This window comes from Herbaspirillum sp. DW155 (assembly GCF_037076565.1).
GTDB lineage: Bacteria > Pseudomonadota > Gammaproteobacteria > Burkholderiales > Burkholderiaceae_D > Herbaspirillum.
Map to the genome: position 1 here is coordinate 3,181,543 of NZ_AP029028.1, position 19,459 is coordinate 3,201,001.

18 protein-coding genes and 1 tRNA gene are annotated in these 19,459 nt (G+C 62.6%); 5 read left to right on the forward strand and 14 right to left on the reverse strand.

Features of this window, described 5'->3' with window-relative positions; genetic code table 11:
* Positions 1–18 precede the first annotated feature (18 nt).
* Positions 19–1,284, reverse strand: a complete 1,266-nt coding sequence (locus AACH55_RS14555; protein WP_338715296.1) for an MFS transporter — start codon at positions 1,282–1,284, stop codon at positions 19–21.
* Positions 1,285–1,477: 193 nt separating this feature from the next.
* Between AACH55_RS14555 and AACH55_RS14560 the strand changes: the two genes are divergently transcribed.
* Entirely contained in the window at positions 1,478–2,527 is a 1,050-nt protein-coding gene (locus AACH55_RS14560) for an NADP(H)-dependent aldo-keto reductase (RefSeq protein WP_338715297.1), read from the forward strand.
* 84 nt (positions 2,528–2,611) lie between these two features.
* On the opposite strand, the gene AACH55_RS14565 is transcribed toward AACH55_RS14560, so the two are convergent.
* From AACH55_RS14565 to AACH55_RS14600, 8 genes are all read right to left on the reverse strand, one after another.
* Positions 2,612–3,619 (reverse strand): bile acid:sodium symporter family protein, encoded by a 1,008-nt coding sequence (locus AACH55_RS14565; RefSeq protein ID WP_338715299.1) that lies wholly within the window; start codon positions 3,617–3,619, stop codon positions 2,612–2,614.
* Positions 3,620–3,749: 130 nt separating this feature from the next.
* Complete coding sequence (locus AACH55_RS14570; RefSeq protein ID WP_338715301.1) at positions 3,750–4,085, reverse strand: zinc ribbon domain-containing protein YjdM; 336 nt, start codon at positions 4,083–4,085, stop codon at positions 3,750–3,752.
* A gap of 162 nt (positions 4,086–4,247) precedes the next feature.
* A complete protein-coding gene (locus tag AACH55_RS14575) occupies positions 4,248–5,585 on the reverse strand; it encodes a 4Fe-4S binding protein (RefSeq protein WP_338720306.1) in 1,338 nt (445 codons plus the stop codon).
* 56 nt (positions 5,586–5,641) lie between these two features.
* Entirely contained in the window at positions 5,642–6,520 is an 879-nt protein-coding gene (locus tag AACH55_RS14580; RefSeq protein ID WP_338715302.1) for an FTR1 family protein, read from the reverse strand.
* Between the two features lie 67 nt (positions 6,521–6,587).
* Complete coding sequence (locus AACH55_RS14585; RefSeq protein ID WP_338715303.1) at positions 6,588–6,941, reverse strand: cupredoxin domain-containing protein; 354 nt, start codon at positions 6,939–6,941, stop codon at positions 6,588–6,590.
* Between the two features lie 106 nt (positions 6,942–7,047).
* Positions 7,048–7,593, reverse strand: a complete 546-nt coding sequence (locus AACH55_RS14590; RefSeq protein WP_338715304.1) for an iron transporter — start codon at positions 7,591–7,593, stop codon at positions 7,048–7,050.
* A 214-nt stretch (positions 7,594–7,807) separates the two neighbouring features.
* Positions 7,808–9,457 carry a methyl-accepting chemotaxis protein gene (locus AACH55_RS14595; RefSeq protein ID WP_338715305.1) on the reverse strand — a complete coding sequence of 550 codons (1,650 nt, stop codon included), beginning with the start codon at positions 9,455–9,457 and terminating at the stop codon, positions 7,808–7,810.
* Between the two features lie 131 nt (positions 9,458–9,588).
* A complete protein-coding gene (locus tag AACH55_RS14600) occupies positions 9,589–10,704 on the reverse strand; it encodes a patatin-like phospholipase family protein (protein ID WP_338715306.1) in 1,116 nt (371 codons plus the stop codon).
* A 466-nt stretch (positions 10,705–11,170) separates the two neighbouring features.
* On the opposite strand from AACH55_RS14600, the gene AACH55_RS14605 reads away from it, so the two are divergent.
* Positions 11,171–11,593, forward strand: coding sequence for a response regulator (locus AACH55_RS14605; RefSeq protein ID WP_338715307.1), 423 nt, complete (start codon positions 11,171–11,173; stop codon positions 11,591–11,593).
* A 110-nt stretch (positions 11,594–11,703) separates the two neighbouring features.
* Here AACH55_RS14605 and AACH55_RS14610 read toward each other — a convergent pair.
* Positions 11,704–11,780, reverse strand: a tRNA-Arg gene (locus tag AACH55_RS14610).
* A 204-nt stretch (positions 11,781–11,984) separates the two neighbouring features.
* On the opposite strand from AACH55_RS14610, the gene AACH55_RS14615 reads away from it, so the two are divergent.
* The 3 genes from AACH55_RS14615 to AACH55_RS14625 all read left to right on the forward strand — a co-directional run bounded on the left by AACH55_RS14615 (position 11,985) and on the right by AACH55_RS14625 (position 15,289).
* Positions 11,985–12,644: a sensor histidine kinase gene (locus AACH55_RS14615; protein WP_338715309.1), complete on the forward strand. Its 660-nt coding sequence runs from the start codon at positions 11,985–11,987 to the stop codon at positions 12,642–12,644.
* A gap of 96 nt (positions 12,645–12,740) precedes the next feature.
* Positions 12,741–13,394: a response regulator transcription factor gene (locus AACH55_RS14620; RefSeq protein WP_338715310.1), complete on the forward strand. Its 654-nt coding sequence runs from the start codon at positions 12,741–12,743 to the stop codon at positions 13,392–13,394.
* Between the two features lie 284 nt (positions 13,395–13,678).
* Positions 13,679–15,289 (forward strand): diguanylate cyclase, encoded by a 1,611-nt coding sequence (locus AACH55_RS14625; protein WP_338715311.1) that lies wholly within the window; start codon positions 13,679–13,681, stop codon positions 15,287–15,289.
* Positions 15,290–15,296: 7 nt separating this feature from the next.
* On the opposite strand, the gene pnuC is transcribed toward AACH55_RS14625, so the two are convergent.
* The 4 genes from pnuC to AACH55_RS14645 form a co-directional block, all read right to left on the reverse strand.
* On the reverse strand, positions 15,297–15,905 hold the full coding sequence (pnuC, locus tag AACH55_RS14630) for a nicotinamide riboside transporter PnuC (protein WP_338715313.1): 609 nt from the start codon (positions 15,903–15,905) through the stop codon (positions 15,297–15,299).
* A gap of 35 nt (positions 15,906–15,940) precedes the next feature.
* Positions 15,941–16,330: a cell division protein FtsB gene (gene ftsB, locus AACH55_RS14635; protein ID WP_338715314.1), complete on the reverse strand. Its 390-nt coding sequence runs from the start codon at positions 16,328–16,330 to the stop codon at positions 15,941–15,943.
* A gap of 53 nt (positions 16,331–16,383) precedes the next feature.
* The gene (gene eno / locus AACH55_RS14640) at positions 16,384–17,667 is read right to left on the reverse strand and encodes a phosphopyruvate hydratase (RefSeq protein ID WP_017450249.1); all 1,284 of its coding nucleotides are present in this window, start codon (positions 17,665–17,667) and stop codon (positions 16,384–16,386) included.
* 113 nt (positions 17,668–17,780) lie between these two features.
* Positions 17,781–19,433 carry a CTP synthase gene (locus AACH55_RS14645; protein WP_338715315.1) on the reverse strand — a complete coding sequence of 551 codons (1,653 nt, stop codon included), beginning with the start codon at positions 19,431–19,433 and terminating at the stop codon, positions 17,781–17,783.
* Positions 19,434–19,459 lie beyond the last annotated feature (26 nt).

Sequence of the window (19,459 nt, forward strand, 5' to 3'; positions counted from 1 at the left end):
CCCTGTGGGGTGAGGCTTTCAGGAACTGCGCGCCGACAGGCGATCCACCTGGTAGAGCAAGGGGAACAGGCGGATCCACAGCAGCACGATCAAGAGGGTACCAATCCCGCCAATGAGTACGGCCGGCACCGCACCGAACCAGGCGGCGGTGAGTCCGGATTCGAATTCTCCCAACTGGTTGGAGGTCCCGATGAAGACGGAATTGACGGCCGCAACCCGGCCGCGCATGGCATCGGGCGTTTCCAGCTGGACGAAGGAAGAGCGCACCACCACGCTGATCATGTCGGCCGCGCCCAGCACCGCCAGCGCCGCCAGCGAGAGCGGGAAGGAACGCGACAGGCCGAAGACGATGGTGGCCAGTCCGAACACACCCACCGCAATGAACATGGTGCGCCCTACCCTGCCGCCCAGCGGAAAACGCGCCAGCAGCAGCGCCACGATCAAGGCGCCGGCTGCCGGGGCCGAGCGCAGCAGGCCCAGGCCGACCGCACCGGTGTGCAGGATGTCGTTGGCATAGACCGGCAGCAAGGCGGTCGCGCCACCCAGCAACACGGCAAACATGTCCAGTGAGATGGCGCCGAAGATAGCGGGCTTGCTGCGGATAAAGGCCAGCCCGGCAAATACCGACGAGAGGCTGGCCCCGGTCGGTTTGGCAGGCGCAGCCTGCACCGGACGCCGGATCAGCGACAACAGCACACTGCACGAGACGAACAAGGCACAACTGCTGGCATACACCACGGCCGGGCCCGCCACATAGAGAAAGCCGCCCAGGGCCGGGCCGATGATGATGGCGAACTGGGTCGCCGAGGCCGAACCTGCCACGGCACCCGGCAAGGCCCTGGGCGACATCAGGCTGGGCAGCAATGCCGACATGGTAGGTTTGGAAAAGGCGCGGCCGGCGCCGATGACGGCCACGATCATGAAGATCATTTCCCGGTTGAGCCAGCCGCCCAGGCTGCCTGCGGCCAGCGTGGCGGCGGCTGCCGCCTCCACCAGGGCGCTTACGCGGGCCACGTTGCGGCGGTCAAAACGGTCGGCCACGTGGCCCACCACGAAGACCAGGATCAGCGAAGGAATGAACTGCACCAGTCCCACGATGCCCAGGTCGAAGGCGCTGTGGGTAAGCTGGTAGACCTGCCAGCCGACCGCCACGATCTGCATCTGCAGGGCAATGGTGGAGGCCACGCTGGCGCACCAGAAGAGTTTGAAGGGAGTGTGATGGCGCAGGGGCTGCAGCGGCTCGCCGGCCTCATCAGGGGTGGTGCTGGAGGAAGTGGATGACATGTCTCGTGGATGGGAATACGGGCGTTCTGGCGTTGTGGAGTCCGGCCTCTGCGTGCAGTTGCCAGCCTTGACGGGAGCGGTTCTGGTGCCGCTGCGGCCCTGCCCTGCAAGGCAGGACGGGCGCCGCTATACTACCCGATCCCGCGCCAGCCGGCAGAACCCGCACCTGCCTGCGCATCACAAGGAGAACTCCATGCAGTACCGCCAACTCGGCCGCACCGACCTCAAGGTCAGCCTCATCACGCTGGGCACCATGACCTGGGGCGAACAGAACACCGAAGCCGATGCCCACGCGCAACTGGACTATGCCGTCGAGCGCGGCATCAACCTGATCGACGCCGCCGAAATGTATCCGGTCCCGCCCAAGGCGGAAACGCAAGGCCTGACCGAACGCTACCTCGGTACCTGGCTGAAGAAATCCGGCAAACGCGACCAGCTGCTGATCGCCACCAAGTGCACCGGCCCGGCCCGCAAGCCGCACAACCCGCGCCACATTCGCGGCGGCATCAACGACCTCGACCGCAAGGGCTTGACCGATGCCCTGCACGGCAGCCTGGAGCGCCTCCAACTGGATCATGTGGACCTGTACCAGCTGCACTGGCCGGACCGCAGCGTCAACAGCTTCGGCCAGCTAGGCTATGAGCATGTGGCCGATGAGGTGACGGTGCCCATCGAGGAAACCCTGACGGTACTGAGCGAATTCGTGAAGGCCGGCAAGATCCGCACCATCGGCTTGTCCAACGAGACCGCCTGGGGCGTGGCGCAATTCCTGCGCGCGGCCGAACAGCACGGGCTGGAGCGCATCGTCACCATCCAGAATCCGTACAACCTGCTCAACCGCAGCTTCGAAATCAACCTGGCCGAATTCGCCCATCGCGAGCAGGTCGGCCTGCTGGCCTATTCGCCGCTGGCCTTCGGCATGCTCAGTGGCAAGTACCTGGACGGTGCACGTCCGGCCGGTGGGCGCCTGACCCTGTTCGAACGCTTCGTGCGCTACAACAATCCGCAGGCCGAACGTGCCACCGCCGAGTATGTCGCCCTGGCCCGCCAGCACGGACTGGACCCGGCGCAGATGGCGCTGGCCTACGTGAACAGCCGCGGCTTCCTGACTTCCAACATCATCGGTGCGACCACGCTGGAACAACTGCGCAGCAACATCGACAGCGCACAGTTGCAACTGAGCGATGACGTGCTGGCGGGGATCGAGGCGATTCATCGCCGGCAACCCAATCCGGCGCCCTGAGCGAGGCCGGACGGTCAATGCAGGCAACAAAAAACCGGCTGCGTGCCGGTTTTTTTGTTGGGTGTCATGCCGCTGCCCGGGAGATCAGTCGCCACCGCTTTCGGTAGCCACGGCCGCCTGCACCTGTTCCTGGCGGGCGCCATAACGGGCAGCCATGACGGCGCAGACCATCAGCTGAATCTGGTGGAACAGCATCACCGGCAGGATCACCATCCCGATGGCGCCGCTGGAAAACAGCACCTTGGCCATGGGCACGCCGGAAGCCAGGCTCTTCTTGGAGCCGCAGAAGACGATGGTGATCTCGTCTTCCTTGTTGAAACCCAGGCGGCGGCTGGCCAAGATGGTAAAGCCCATGATGATGGCCAGCAGCACCGCGTTGATGACCAGCAGCGCCAACAGCATCGTCACCGGCACCTGGTGCCACAGGCCCTGCACCACCGCCTCGCTGAAGGCCACGTAGACCACCAGCAGGATGGAACTCTGGTCAACGAACTTGAGCCAGGACTTGTTGCGCTCGACCCAGCGGCCGATGAAGGGGCGCGCGATCTGGCCGGCCACGAAGGGCAGCAGCAACTGATAAACGATTTTCAGGATGGAATCGAGCGAAGAATGGCCTTGGCCATCGTGGGCCACCACCAGCACGCTCACCAGCAGCGGCGTCAGGAAGATGCCCAGCAGGTTGGAGGCCGACGCTGCACAGATCGCCGCCGGCACATTGCCGCGCGCCACCGAGGTAAATGCGATCGAGGATTGAACAGTAGAGGGCAGCACGCACAGGAACAGCAGGCCCAGGTAAAGCTCGGGCGTAATGAATTGCAGCAGCAGCGGCTTCAAGCCCAGGCCGATCAGCGGGAACAGCGCAAAGGTGCAGAGCAATACCGTCACATGCAGCTTCCAGTGTGTGAAGCCGGCTACGACCGCTTCGCGCGAGAGCTTGGCGCCGTGCATGAAGAACAGCAAGCCGATCATGAAGGTGGTCAGGCCATCGAAGACCTCGGCCACCTGGCCGGTACAGGGAAGGAAGGATGCGGTCAGCACGACGGCCAGCAGCATCAGGGTCATGTTATCGGGCAGGAAGCGAGGACGGGCCATGGCGGTTTGTTGGTTGTCGTGATCAGCTTGCCCGCACCATCTCCGGCAGTGACTGCGGCTGCGGGCAAACCGCCATTTTACGTGAGAGCCGCCCTGGCTTGCAGGGCGCTCTCCCGGCGCGGGCGCTGCATCAGGCCTTGCGCACGAATTCGGTCTTCAGGCCCATGGAGCCGAAACCGTCGATCTTGCAGTCGATATCGTGGTCGCCGTCGACCAGACGGATGTTCTTGACCTTGGTGCCCATCTTGACCACGCCGCCACCGCCCTTCAGTTTCAGGTCCTTGATGACGGTGACGGTATCGCCATCCTGCAGCACATTGCCGGAAGCATCGCGCCACACGCGGGCCTCTTCGGCGGGCGCGGCCTGGGCGCTCCACTCGTGGGCGCATTCGGGGCAGACGTACTGGCCGCCGTCCTCATAGGTGAATTCGGACTGGCATTGGGGACAGGCGGGCAAGGTACTCATGAAAACTCCGGCAATTGGCTTGAAAAGGCAGCGATTGTACTGCTTCAGAGGCTAACTGCGCTATAAGCCCAAGCTCCGGCGGTCAAATAAAGCACAAATAAAAACGGCAGGCTTGCGAGCAAACCTGCCGTTTTCCTTCATATGAACGAGGCCAGACCGACCTTACCAGCCCCAGAACATCAACCACCAGGCCCCGTTCACCAGCGCCAGACCGCTGATCAAGGGCAGCATGGCCAGCACCTGTTGCAGCCAGTGGGTGGCGTGGCGCGCCACCACCTTCCAGCACAGCCACAGGCTCCACAGGGTCATGGCGCTGAGCAAGGCGGCGCGCACGTCGTTGGCCCAGTACACCGGCCAGTGTTCGGCGCGCAAGAGGCTGATGGTGGTGGCCGACAGACCGATGAAAACGCCGCAGCCTGCCAGCGGGATCAGGGCCTGCACCAGGTGGTTGAAGCGGCTCCACTCCCACTTGCCCAGCACTCGCGTGGCCAGGCCGAACATCAGTGCCACGCCGGTGCCCAGCACCAGGCCGGTGGTGAGGATGTAGCCCACTACCATGGCGCCATCGAGCCAGGTAAAGACATCGCTTTGCTGCGGATAATTGGTCAGCAGCCACCACGGTGCCTGGGTACCGAAGGGCCACATGATGTCGCGGTCGATCAGCCAGGTGGCGATGTCCTGCTTGATGGCGATGAACCAGGGACTGACTGTCCAGTGGAAGGCGCCGATGGCGATGCCCAGCAGGCCATACAGCACCAGGGCGCTTTCCCAGAGGTTGTTCTGGGTCTTGCCGAACTGCACCACTTCCACCGCTGGCGGACGGAAGCTCAGGGCGATGGCGTCACGGTGCCCGCTGCAGCGGCCGCACATGTGGCAATCGGAAGCACCCTTCATATTGCGCAGGGGGACCAAGGGCGCACAGTTGACGGGAATGATCTTGTGTTCGGGATGGTAGGAAGCGCGCCATGCGTCTTCGTTCACCTTGTAGTGAACCGGGGCCAGCTTGGCCAGCAGGCCGAAGACCCCATTGACCGGGCACAGGTACTTGCACCAGACCCGCTTGTCGCGGCCATACAGGTAGCCGATGATCATGGCACCGACGGTGGAGCCACCCAGTACCAGCAGTACGGCCTTGGGATACTGATAGACGCTGACCATCTGACCATAGACGGTGGTCAGGGCGAAGGCCACGAAGGGCCAGCCGCCCCAGCGCACCCACCTGGGGATGGCGCGTCCGCGTCCATGGCGGCTGGCGAATTCGGTGAGCGCGCCTTCCGGACAGAGCACGCCGCACCACACACGCCCCATCAACACCATGCTCACCAGCACGAAGGGCCACCAGATACCCCAGAAGGCGAACTGGGCGATCAGGGTCAGGTTGGACCAGAGATGGGCGGTTTCGTCAGGCAGCGGGAGGAACACCGGGACCAGGATCAGCAGCGCATAAACGGCCACCACGATCCATTGCAGGCCTCGGATGAATGCGCCATGGCGGCGCATCCAGTCTCCGGTACGCGTGAGCAGAGTCGGCGATTGCGTACAGGTCGTCATCAGAGTCAGACTGCTTCCTGCCTCGTGCTCTTGGGCTGAGGCTGGGGTTTTCGATAAAGGGCCGAGCATACCACGACCCAGTAGAGGACATAGACGATCACCGACAGCAGCGCCGGACGGGCACGATAGCCCGTCAGGGTAGATACCAGGCTGCCCAGCGTGGAGGAATCATCCAGCAGCGCCGAGGTATCCCAGAGCTGGCCGGTCAGGGTCATGGTCCAGTTGGCTGAGGCCAGCATGTCGGAGCTTTCCAGCAGGACGTCGAAGAGCTTTTCCACGCCTGTCACCAGGAGGCCCGCCGCCAGCAGCAGCAGGATCACTTCGGTGACCTGGAAGAAACGGCGCCAGGAGAAGATCTTGCCGCCCAGCTGCAGCAGATAGAAGGTCAGGAAGGCCAGGCCAAACCCGATCGCCCCGGCCAGCACCAGGGACGTCGTGCTGGCATCCTGCTGGCCCAGGCCGATGCCGTAGAGGAACACCGCCGTCTCGCTGCCTTCGCGGGCGATGGCCAGCATCACCAGCACGAACACACCCCACCAGTTACCGCTTTCATAGCTGGACTGCATGGAGCTTTCCATTTCCTTTTTGAGGGTGCGGCCATGCTTGCGCATCCAGAACACCATCTGCACGATCAGCACCGCGGCAATCAACACGATGGCGATCTGGAAGTAGGTCTGGGCGTCGCCCGAGAGCAGTTCCGAAAAGCCCAGCAGGGCTGCACCCAAGGCGGCCGCCAGCACCACGCCGGCGACCACGCCGCCCCACAGATAGGGGATGCCGCGCCGCGCGCCGGCGTCGCCATTCTTCAGCCAGGCATACAGAATCCCGACCACCAGAAGCGCCTCGACGCTTTCACGCCAGACGATGAACATGACTTGTCCCATGAAACTCTTCCCTTCCTGAAAACCTGAACTTCCCTGTCGCCTGCGTATGTCGGGGTATGTCGGCGTCTTACTTGGCGACGATCACGCCCTGCGGCATGTTGAGGTGGAAGTCATCGAAAAACTTGTATTCGCCGGGGCGCAAGGGAGCAATCACCACGAAGGACTGCGCACCCGGTGCCAGTACCTTTTCCTTGCGCAGTTCGACGCTTTCGAACTCGGCGGCGGACTTGCCGGTGTTGTGCACTTCGATCTTGATGCGCTGCCCGGCCGGCACTTCGATGCGCGGCGGGATCAGCTTGCCATCCTGCATCTCCAGCTTGAAGGTGGGCAGGTCGGAGGCCTGCACACTGACGCCGGGCATGGCCAGGGCAGCCAGCCACAGGCAGGACAGGCAGATCAGTCGGACGATTCTTGCAATCATGAAGACTCCGGAACTCTGAAAACAGTGAAGCCGGCCCGCCATCACGGCGCGGACCGGCATCGCAACTGCAGGCTTGCGGCCTGGATCACCCGATCCAGGAACCGGCTTAGTAGCCGCCCTTCTTGCCGATGCCGGCGAAGGTGAAGTCGTAGTTCAGTTCGAAGGTCTTGAACCACGGGCCGACGCCGGTTTCCTTGTCGACGTGACGGCCGAAGTGGGCGTGCTCATTGGCCTGCGGAGAGGAGATGGTCAGCTTGAGCTTGTACTTGCCCGGGCCTTCCAGCTTGACGTTATCGCCATAGTGCGGACCATCGTTGGCGACCATGGGCATCATGTCGCCCTTGATGGACTTGGTGGAACCGACCTTGGTCAGTTCGTACTTGATGACCAGGTAGGGCATCCAGTCGCCTTCGGCGAAACCGTTGGGGTTCTTGGCCACGGCGTGGATGTCGGCTTCGAGGTGGATGTCGGATTCTTCGGCCTTGCGCATCATGCCGTCCGGCTCCATCTTGACGGGCTGCAGGTAGACGGCGCTGACTTCAATACCGTTCTGGATCTGCGGTTTACCGATGGGGTACTCGGCGGCCGAGGCGGCGCCGGCGAAGGACAGGCTCAGCGCCGCGGCCACAGCCAGTTTCTTTAAACCGATCATTGCGTATTCTCCTGGTGGTCAAATGATAATGATTAGCATTAAGTATATCACCCTTGAGGCAGCCAGCGTTGCCCCTTTAGTGCAATCCTTCACAGCAATGCTGACCTGATAGGCAGAAACGCGCAGAAAATAAACAACGCCCGGCAAAAACCGGGCGTTGGAGATAGAAGGCAAGGCTTTGCGAAGGCGGCTGGCAAGCCGCCCGTCAATACGATCAGAACTGTTCCAACCCGGCCACCTGGCGTGCCTCGATGGTGACTGGCGCCTGCACAAGGCTGGCCGCCGGCTTCATTTCCGCGCTGCGCAAGGTGGTCGCCGCGCGCCCCTCCAGTTGGAACACCGCCACCACGCTCTCCAGCTTCTCGGCTTGCACCTGCAGGGCCTGGGCGGCGGCGGCAGCCTCTTCCACCAGCGCGGCATTCTGCTGGGTGCCCTGGTCCATCTGGGCGATGGCCTGGTTGACCTGGGTGATGCCGGCGCTCTGTTCCTCGCTGGCGTCGGCGATGTTGCCCACGATCTGGGTCACGCGCTGGACGCTATCGACGATATCGCTCATGGTGGAACCGGCCTGTTCGACCAGCTTGCTGCCGCTATCGACCTTATCGACGGAATCATCGATCAGTTCCTTGATTTCCTTGGCGGCCGCCGCCGAGCGCTGGGCCAGCGAACGCACTTCCGAGGCCACCACGGCAAAGCCGCGCCCCTGCTCGCCGGCGCGGGCGGCTTCCACGGCGGCGTTCAAGGCCAGGATGTTGGTCTGGAAGGCAATGCCATCGATGACCGCAATAATGTCCACGATCTTGCGCGAAGAGGCATTGATGGAATTCATCGTATCGACCACCTGGCGCACCACACTGCCACCCTGTGAGGCGATGTGCGAGGCCGATTGCGCCAGCTCGTTGGCCTGGCGCGCGTTCTGGGTGTTCTGCAGGACCACCGAGGTCAGCTCCTCCAGGCTGGAAGCGCTTTCTTCGAGGGCAGCGGCCTGCTGCTCGGTGCGCGCCGACAGGTCGGCGTTGCCGGCGGCGATCTGGCGCGCAGCCACGGTAACCGAATCGGTGGAACTGCGGGTGGTCGCCACCACCTCGACGATGCGCGCCAGCAGCTTGTTGAAGGCGGCAGCGGTGCGGCCGATTTCATCCATGCGTTCCACCGGCACCGGGCGCGACAGATCCAGGGTCTGGCTGACGTGTTCGAAGGTCTGCTGGATCGTGCCCAGGCTGCGCGTGACACTGCGCAGGGTACGAATTCCCAGCACCGCCGTGAGCAGCACGGCGAGCACGATGACCGCGATCATCGCGCGCAGGGCGAAGGCGTAGGCGTCGTCGCTCTCCTGCTTGACGGCATCGATCCTCTTGCGACCGATCAGGATGTGATCCTCGAAGCCCTTCTTGGCGGCCGCAGCCGACAGCGCGAGCGGCGTGCCAGCCTGCAGAGTGGCACGCACGCCATCCATGTCATTGGCATAAGCCGCGGCGAAGAACGGCACCAGCGCCTTGCGGTAGGCCTCGATATTGGCTCTGTCCGCCTGGATCAGGGCGCGGTCCTGGTCATCGAAAATCAGATCGCGCTCATAGTGGGCGAATTCTTCATCCAGCGCCTTGTTGGCGGCATCGACCGCCTTCTGCAGCGCGGTCTTGTCGGGCAGATTGGCAAACACCGACAGGCGATAGCCGGCCAGGCGCGAATCGGCCAGGTAGCCCTTGAGCAGGTTCAGGCTGTCCATGCCGGGGATGATGCGGTTCTGGATCAGCTCCAGTCGCTGCTGGGCACGCTGCAGTTGCCAGAGTCCGTCTGCACCGACGAACAGCAGCGCCACCAGGGCTGTCGACAGGGTGAGAATGAGGCGCTTGGTAATGGTCATGATGGAAAATTCACCAAAGGAAAAGAAGCGCGCCGCAGCGCGCGGGTTCAGCCAAGGAACGAGAAAACAAGATGAAGAAACAGGCGTGTTGAGCAAGCTGCCGAATCACACCGCGTGGTCGCAACGCCAGGTCACGCCGCCAGCGGAGCCTCCTCGACATCGGCGCCGAGCAGCTCGCCGTGCTGGCGACAGAAATCCACTCCGGCGCGATAACCCACGTCGAACAGCAGCTGCATGTTGGAGGCCGACCAGTCCAACACCTGCGGCCAGTGGTCCTGCGGCACGCCAGCCATCAGGTCGACCTTGAGCACCTGGCGCAAGGAGGCGCCCGTGGCGGGATCCCGGTTGTGTTCCAGTTCAAAGAGGCGCTGCTCGGCCTGCGAGATCTTCACCAGCGGCGTGATGATCGAGCGTACCCAGGCGTCATACAGATTGCGGGGCTTGCGGATCAGGCGGTTCTCGCCCAGGATGTCCAGCACCACCAGAGTATCGACTTCCCCGGCCGGCGCCACGCCGGTGGCGGGATCGGCGATGAAGGGCGTGAAATTGAGGGTATCGAGCGCAGCCCCTTCGATGTAATGCTCGCCATCGATCTCGGTGGGCGCATAGAGGAAGGGGAAGGACAGCGAGGCCCGCACATGCGCAGGGGTGATCTGATCCTTGTTCCAGATCTGCATGCGCTGGCGGTCAAGGTTGTAGGCGTTGATGTAGAACTCGGGCGCCATGCGCGGCACCGCCGAAAAATCGATGGACTGCTCCAGGAAAGGCAGATGGGCACACAAGCCCAGGCTGCCCGAATGCAGGTCCGAGGGCGACAAGGCCGACATCAGCAGATGCATCCAGTCGTTCCACTTGGCCGAGGCGTCGGCAAAGTGCCGGGTAAAGAGCGCCGCAAAGGGCGAAGCGGCCAGCCCCGGCAACTGCTGCATCTGCGCCAGCATGGACTCGCGATAGCTCTCGGCCTGGGCACCGGGCTTCTTGAACACCTTGTAATTGACCGGGAAAAGCTTGTAGATGCTGTCGGCCACGCCTACCTGGGCCCATTGCATCAGCGCGGCCTGCGGCGAAGCATCGCGCGGTGCCGTGGCCAGCAGCCCCATGAGCACACCGGCACCGGAGGCCGAAATGACATCGAATTCCACCCCCTCGGCAAGAAAAGCCGCCAGGGCCCCGGCAATCAAGGTCGAATTGGGCGCCCCGCCCCCGATGACCAGCGCCTTTCTGTTTCGTCGTGGCGACCCCTTCATTGCATTCCCCTTGTTGACTTTGGCGGCATTGCGCCGGTTTTGCCGGATTATTGTGCGACGCATCGGAGGCATCGCCGTCGTGAGAACAAGGCATTGTTCCTACGTAAAGCATCGTCAAGATGATGCTTGCTGCCCAGAATATAGCCGAGCAGCAACGTTTTAATGTTGCAGTGCGAGATTTTATTCGTGTATATCTGGCATTCAGAAAATGAATGACGCTGCAGCAACGCCGCCGAGCGCGGCGAATGGACAAGATGACAAGCAATCAAGCGGCGTTTGTAATTATCACGTAAGCTCATTGCGCTATGGCACATGCGCGTCAAGAGCGCCGCAGGACCGCGCCGACACAGGCAGCATCGGGCTTGCGGGCGCATTCAGCAATGGATTTCTGCAACCTGCTATGTCAAACTTGCCGAAAACCAGAAATGCAACATTCAAAAAACAATACCGGCTCCGCACATAACGCATGTCCCGCCCCAGCATATTGATGGTCGATCCCAGTCCTGAGTCGGTGGAACTGGCGCGCTTCAGCCTTTGGCGCAGCAAGCTGGAGTGCGATTTCGGCTGGTTCGAGGATGCGGAACGGGCCATGGAATCGCTCTTCAGTGCGCACGCGCAGCACCACCCCGAGACCCTGCCCTGCCTGATCCTGCTGGAACCGCGCTTGCCGCGCATGGAAGGCGTGGACCTGTTGCACATGCTGCGCAGCCAGCCACATACCCATGCACTGCCCGTCATCATGTTCGCGACCTCCTACGACGAGACCGATGCCAGGCGCTCGCGGGAAGCGGGCGCCAACGACTATCTGGTCAAACCGGTGGATGCGCGGGAATTCATGCAACTGGTCAACCAGACCGTGAACCACTGGCTGGCCGCACAGGCAGGCTGACGGGCTGACACGGTGACGGCGCCGAAAAGCTCAGCTCAAGCACGAATGAAGTGAAGAAAACGGAAGCAGAAAAGAAAAAAGGGCCCATCTTGCGATGGACCCTTTATATCTGGTGCGGCTGGCAGGAATCGAACCCACGACCCCTTGGTTCGTAGCCAAGTACTCTATCCAGCTGAGCTACAGCCGCGAAAAACAATATTATAGCAGCATGTTTTGCCATTTGAATAGCCCCTTGGCATCTTTTTTTTGCTGAGGGCCCATCCGCGCGGACGGCGCAGCTTGCCATTTTCTGCCAGCTTCTTCATCAGCCCTGTTGCACGCGACAGATGACCCGGCCCTTCCAGGACGCTATGATGAAGCCTTGTTCATATCCCCCTCAAACCACCCTTTCATGTCCGACCCGTCATCCTCAAACCCGTCGCAAGCACAGCGCCTGCGCGAACAAGAGCGCGCGCGCATCGCCCGCGACCTGCATGATGAACTGGGCGGCCAACTGACCGGCATCGGCATGGCGCTGGGCCAGTTGCGCGAACAGCTGGCCCGGGAAAAACATCCCTGGCTGCCCCAGGTGGACTACGCGCAGCAATTGCTGCAGCAGGCCAGCGAAGGCATGGAGCGCATCATCGACGATCTGCACCCGGCCATCGTGGAGTTCGGACTGGTCGATGCGCTGACCTGGCAGTGCCGCCATTTCAGCCGCCAGAGCGGACTGGACTGCAAGCTGCAGTGCGAGCCGGGGCTGCAGGTCAGCGATGAATTCGTGGTCCTGAGCCTGTTGCGCATCCTGCGCGAAGCGCTCAACAATGCTGCGCGCCACGCCCGTGCCCGCCATATCGAGGTCGGTCTGCATGCCGAAGGCGAACGACTGCACCTGAGCGTGTCCGACGATGGCTGCGGGCTCGATCCGCAACGCGCGCTGCGCGGCGGCAGGCCAGGCCACGGCCTGACCAACATGCGCCTGCGCGCAGAAGCACTGGGCGGCAGCCTGGCACTGGCAGCGCGCCCGGGGGGCGGGACCGTGGTGCGGGTGGACGTGCCTGTCACACACTGAACGAACGCTATAGAATACGCCCTCGCCCGACCGGCCTCTCCGGCCGGGTGTGAAGACCTGAAGCACGCCAGTCCAAAGGAGTTTCGCAGTCCACCCATGAGCAAGAAAGCCACCGCCGCCATCAGAGTGCTGATCGCCGATGACCACGCCATCGTGCGTGAAAGCCTGCGCCAGATCTGCGCCGGCAGCAAGGATATCGTCGTGGCCGGCAATGCCGCCAATGGACTGGAAGCCATCAAGCTGGCCCGCGAAGGCAATGGCGACGTCATGCTGCTGGACATCGTGCTGCCTGACCGCAGCGGCATCGACATCCTCAAGCAGATCCGCAAGGAGCAACCGGAACTGCCGGTACTGATCCTGTCCATCCACCGCGAAGACCAGTACGCCATCCGCTCGCTCAAGGCGGGCGCGGCCGGCTTCCTCAACAAGCAGGCCAGTCCGGGCGAACTGCTGGCAGCGATCCGCCAGGCTGCCGCCGGGCGCAAGTACGTCAGCCCCTCGCTGGCGCAGGAACTGGCCAACCAGATCGGTTTCGACCACGACACGCCCCTGCATGAAACCCTCTCGGACCGCGAATACCAGACCATGGTCATGATCGCCTCCGGCAAGACCGTCAGCGACATCGCCGGCGAGCTGCTGCTGTCGGTCAAGACCATCAGCATGTATCGCTCGCGGGTGCTGACCAAGATGAAAATGCGCCACAACGCCGAGCTGACCCACTACGCACTCAAGAACAACCTGGTGGAATGACCCCCTGCCCGGTAGCGGGCGCAAGACCTCGCTTCCTTGCTGAAAAGGGGATTTTCTCCTCCTATTAAATGCATCCAGAAAACAAGCGCTGACGTACAATTCGTTGTCATTTTGCTTCTCCCCTCAGGGAGACCAACAACGGACCCGGCAGCAGGGGGCGGACCAGGCCGTGTCTGGCACGATGATGATGGTAGCGGGTGCTCAAGCCGTACCTGCCAGCGCCGATATCGTCAGCAGTTCCCCGTGGCACACCGAGAACCACACCAACAATATAGTCAGCCGGCATGTCCAAGAAACCGACCACGCTCACGCCTGTCGAGATTGCCCGAGAAGCTTTCCAGCGGCTTGGGGCGCGGCGCATCTCGCCCACTCCGGATGCCTACCGGACGGCCTATGAAGAGATCCAGGGCGCAGCACCGGGCGTGACCGCCGAGTCGATCCTGAGCGCGTTCGCCACCAAGCTCTCGCGCCAGCCGGGCGAAAACGGCCTGCTGGGTACCCGCCTGGTGCGGGCGCGTGACAATGGTGACTGGGCCGAATTCGAGCGCCAGCTGATCGAATTTGCCGACGCCAACTGGCAAAGCCGCCCCATCGTACCGGCCAAGCCCGCCGTCCCCCACGGCGAACTGGTACCGATCGATCTGGAACGCCAGTTCATCCGTGACAGCGTAAAAGAGAAGATGCTGCGCGAAATGCTGGCCCGCATCCTGATCTTCAACTTGCCCTCGCTGCTCTCGACCGCGCCGGAACTGGCCACCGAGTCGCGCAACAGCGGCCAGGATCTCAAGATGGCGTTCTCCGAGCAGGCGATGAACGACATCATCACCCGCGTGAAGCAGCTGAGCTTCCAGATCGAGCTCAAGACCGACGACATGGCCCAGCAGCAGGAATTGCTGATGCGCCTGTTCCAGTTGCTGCTGGAAAACATCAATGGCCTGCTGGAACAGGGCTCCTGGCTGTCGAGCCAGATCGAGACGGTGCAAAGCCTGATCGCCGGACCGCTCAGCAGCACCTCGCTGGCCGATGCCACCAAGAACCTCAAGGAAGTGATCTACAAGCAGGGCTTGCTGAAGAACACCCTGTCCGAGGAAAAGGTGGTGGTCAAGAACATGATGCTGACCTTCGTGGACCGGCTTTCGGCCATGGTGTCCACCACCGACAATTACCAGCGCACCATTCGCGGCTTCTCGCAGCAGATCAGCCAGGCCGGTAACATCGCCGACCTCAACAGCGTGCTCAGCGAAATCATGACCGAGACGCAGAAGGCCCAGGAAGAAGCCACCCGCTCGCGCGACGCCATGGAAGATGCGCGCCAGGAAGTGGAAAAGGCCGAGGACCGCATCCAGGCGCTGGAACAGCAACTGCTGCAGATGGGTGAACTGGTCCGCGAAGACCAGTTGACGGGTAGCCTCAACCGGCGCGGCATGGATGAATCACTGGACCGCGAGATCGCCAACGCCTTGCGGCGCGAAACGCCGCTGTGCGTGGCCTTGCTCGACCTGGATGATTTCAAGCGCATCAACGATACCCACGGTCACGCTACCGGCGACGAAGTGCTGGTCCATCTGGTCCAGGTGATTCGCGAAACCCTGCGCCGCCTGGACGTGATCGCCCGCTTCGGTGGCGAGGAATTCGTGGTGCTCATGCCCGAGACCGAGCCCCAGGATGCGGTGCAGATCATCACCCGCGTGCAGCGCGAGCTGACCAAGCGCATCTTCATGCATGAAAGCCAGCGCCTGCTCATCACCTTCAGCGCCGGGCTGGCCCTGTATTCCCCGGGCGAGTCGCAGGCCGAGGTGCTCAAACGCGCCGACGTGGCGCTGTACAAGGCCAAGAACGCCGGCAAGAACCGCATCGTCTTCGCCGAGCCTCCGGCCGCATCACCGGACGCCTGAGCTGCGCTCAGGCTGCGCCGACCTCTCCTTTGGCGCCTCGCCAGCTGCGCCAGCCGGCCGCCGCCATCAGCACGAACAAGGCATAGAGGATGGCGGTCAGCGTCAGGTGCTTGTACAGGTACAGGCCGACGTAGAGTACATCGACGGCAATCCACACCAGCCAGTTTTCCAGCTTCTTGCGCGAGAGCAGGAATTGCCCGACCAGGCTGCCTGCGGTCAGGAAGCCATCCATGTGCGGCACGTCCGTATCGGTATAGCGCCGCAGGAACCAGGACAGCACTGCCCACCCCACCAGCCAGGCCAGGGCCATGAGCCACCAGCCACGCGCGGCCAGCGTGGAGACCTGAAGCGGCTGGTGCTGCTCGCCGCCGCGCAACCACTGGTACCAGCCCCACACCGACACCGCCACGAAGACAAACTGCAGGCCGGCGTCGCCATACAGGCGGGCATCGGCAAACACGGCCGCATACAGCAGGGAAGACAGGATGGAAAAGAGCCACGCCCAATGGTTCTGGGCGATGTTGAGCCAGACCGTGATGACGGCCAGCACGAAGGAGACCAGCTCCAGCGGCGTCGTGCTCAGGCCAAGCCAGTTCAGCGGGGTATCAAGACTCATGCAGCCACCGGCAGATCGGACCAGGAAGCGAGGTTTCAGCGGCTGGCGTGGCTGGACGCAGCCGGCGCGCTGGCGGGAACGGAGACACTGCCAGGCTGCCCGGAACCGGGCATGTAGGGATTGGGGTTGACGGCGGAGGCGGGCTTGCCGGTACTGCCGTCGAGCAGCTGGACGAACACTTCGTTCTGCTTGATCATGCCCAGCTCGAAACGCGCACGCTCTTCGACCGCCCCCTTGGACTGCTTCAGATCGTCGACTTCGGAGGCCAGCTTGGCGTTGCGTTCCTTGAGTTCGTCATTCTTCTTGTGCGCCAGTTGGACCTGGCGGTCGAGCTCCCAGACCTTGAACCAGCCACCCTTGCCCAGCCAGAGCGGATACTGGATGACGACCAGCAGGAAGGACAGGCAGAGGATGATCAGGCGCATAGCCGGGAGCTCTCAATGCGGCGCCTGCCTTCAGGGTGGGCGCCGCAAGCTTCTTACTTCAGGTTGTAGAACGCAGCGCGGCCGGGATAGCTGGCGATGTCGCCCAGGTCTTCTTCGATACGCAGCAGCTGGTTGTACTTGGCCATGCGATCCGAACGCGACATGGAGCCGGTCTTGATCTGCAGGGCGTTCATGCCCACGGCGATATCGGCGATGGTCGAGTCTTCGGTTTCGCCCGAACGGTGGGAGATCACGGCGGTGTAGCCGGCGCGCTTGGCCATTTCGATGGCGGCGAAGGTCTCGGTCAGGGTGCCGATCTGGTTGATCTTGATCAGGATCGAGTTGGCGATGCCCTTGTCGATGCCTTCCTTCAGGATCTTGGTGTTGGTGACGAACAGGTCGTCGCCCACCAGCTGCACCTTCTTGCCCAGGGTTTCGGTCAAGAGCTTCCAGCCGGCCCAGTCGTTCTCGGCCATGCCGTCTTCGATGCTGATGATGGGGTACTTGTCGCACCAGGAAGCCAAGAGACCCGTCTTCTGGGCCGGGGTCAGCACCATGTTTTCACCGGCCAGGTGGTAGTTGCCGTCCTTGTAGTATTCGGAGGCAGCGCAGTCCAGGCCGAGGGCGACTTGCGTACCGGGCTCGTAACCGGCCTTCTCGATGGCTTCGATGATCAGCTTGATGGCTTCTTCGTGGCTGGAGACGTTGGGGGCGAAACCGCCTTCATCACCGACGGAAGTGGCCAGGCCGCGATCGTGCAGGATCTTCTTCAGGGTATGGAACACCTCGGCGCCGTAGCGCAGGGCTTCACGGAAGCTCGGTGCGCCAACCGGGATGATCATGAATTCCTGGATGTCCAGGTTGTTGTCGGCGTGTGCACCGCCGTTGATGACGTTCATCATCGGCACCGGCATCTGCATGGACCCGCTGCCACCGAAGTAGCGATACAGCGGCAGGCCCGATTCTTCGGCAGCGGCCTTGGCCACGGCCATCGAGACGGCCAGCATGGCGTTGGCGCCCAGGCGGCTCTTGTTCTCGGTGCCGTCCAGGTCGATCAGGGTGCGGTCCAGGAAGGCTTGTTCATTGGCGTCCAGGCCCATGATGGCTTCCGAGATCTCGGTGTTGATGTTCTCGCAGGCTTGCAGCACGCCCTTGCCGAAGTAGCGGCTCTTGTCGCCGTCACGCAGTTCGATCGCTTCGCGCGAACCGGTGGATGCGCCCGAAGGCACGGCAGCGCGGCCCAGCACGCCGGATTCCAGCAGCACGTCGCATTCGACGGTGGGATTGCCACGCGAGTCGATCACTTCGCGGCCGATAATATCAACGATTGCACTCATTCCAGATCTCCATCAGGTTTTAAAAATGGTGGGCGGGTGCAGGCCCGGTGGCCGGGGCGCCCATGTTGAAACGGCCGCCCGACGGCAGCCGTTTCATGCACCTGGCCAGCAGCTTATGCCTGGCCCTTCAACGCCGCATGATGCGCCAGCGCCGCGCGGATGTACGAAATGAACAGCGGATGGCCGTCACGCGGAGTGGACTTGAACTCCGGGTGATACTGCACGCCGATGTAGAACGGGTGGGCGTTCTCGCCGGTACGCGGCAGTTCCATGATTTCGCACAGGTCTTCGCTCGGGGTACGGGCCGAGACGATCATGCCCGCCTCTTCCACGCGGGGCAGGTAGAAGTTGTTGGCTTCATAGCGATGGCGATGACGTTCGGTCACGCTGTCGCCGTAGATTTCGGCAGCCAGGGTACCCGGCTTGACCGCACAGGTCTGCGCACCCAGGCGCATGGTGCCGCCCAGGTCGGAGTTGGCATCGCGGCGCTCGACCTTGCCGTCGTGGTTCTGCCATTCATCGATCAGGGCCACCACCGGCTGCTCGGTATCCGGATCGAACTCGGTCGAATTGGCCTTGGACAGGCCGGCCTTGTTGCGCGCATATTCCAGCAACGCCACTTGCATGCCCAGGCAGATGCCCAGGTAAGGCACCTTGTTTTCGCGGGCATAGCGGGCAGCGGCGATCTTGCCTTCCACACCGCGCTTGCCGAAACCGCCGGGCACCAGGATGGCGTCGTACTTGGCCAGGCTGTCGGTGCCGTTGGCTTCGATCTCTTCCGAATCCAGGTATTCGATGTTGACGCGACTGCCGGTATGGATGCCGGCGTGGCGCAGCGCTTCGGTGAGCGACTTGTAGGATTCGGTCAGGTCGACATACTTGCCGACCATGCCGATGGTGACTTCGTGCGAAGGATTGTTTTGCGCGTCGATCAGCTTGTCCCACATCGACAGGTCGGCCGGCTTGGGCGAGAGGCCCAGCTTTTCGCAGATGATGGTGTCCAGACCCTGGTCATGCAGCATCTGCGGGATCTTGTAGATGGTGTCGGCATCCCACACCGAGATGACGGCATCGGCGGCAACGTTGGAGAACAGCGAGATCTTGTCGCGTTCGTCGTCAGGAATGCGACGGTCGGCACGGCACAAGAGCGCGTCGGGCAAGATGCCGATCTCGCGCAGCTTCTGCACGCTGTGCTGGGTGGGCTTGGTCTTGAGTTCGCCGGCCGAGGCCAGGAACGGCACCAGGGTCAGGTGCACGAAGGCGGTGGCGTTGCGGCCGGAACGCAGGCTCAACTGGCGCGCGGCTTCCAGGAAGGGCAGCGACTCGATGTCACCGACGGTGCCGCCGATTTCCACCAGCGCCACTTCGAAACCTTCGGCGCCGCGATGGATGAATTCCTGGATTTCGTTGGTGATGTGCGGGATGACCTGGACGGTCTTGCCCAGGTATTCGCCACGGCGCTCTTTGCGGATCACCGATTCATACACCTGGCCGGTGGTGAAATTGTTCACCTTCTTCATCTTGGCCGAGATGAAACGCTCGTAGTGACCCAGATCCAGGTCGGTTTCGGCGCCGTCGTCGGTGACGAACACTTCACCATGCTGCAACGGGCTCATCGTGCCGGGGTCGACGTTGATGTAGGGATCGAGCTTGAGGAGGGTGACTTTGAGGCCGCGCGATTCGAGGATCGCAGCCAGGGACGCGGCGGCAATCCCTTTACCGAGGGAAGACACGACGCCGCCAGTGACAAATACAAACTTGGTCATTACAGATGAGTGCCGAACGGCACATG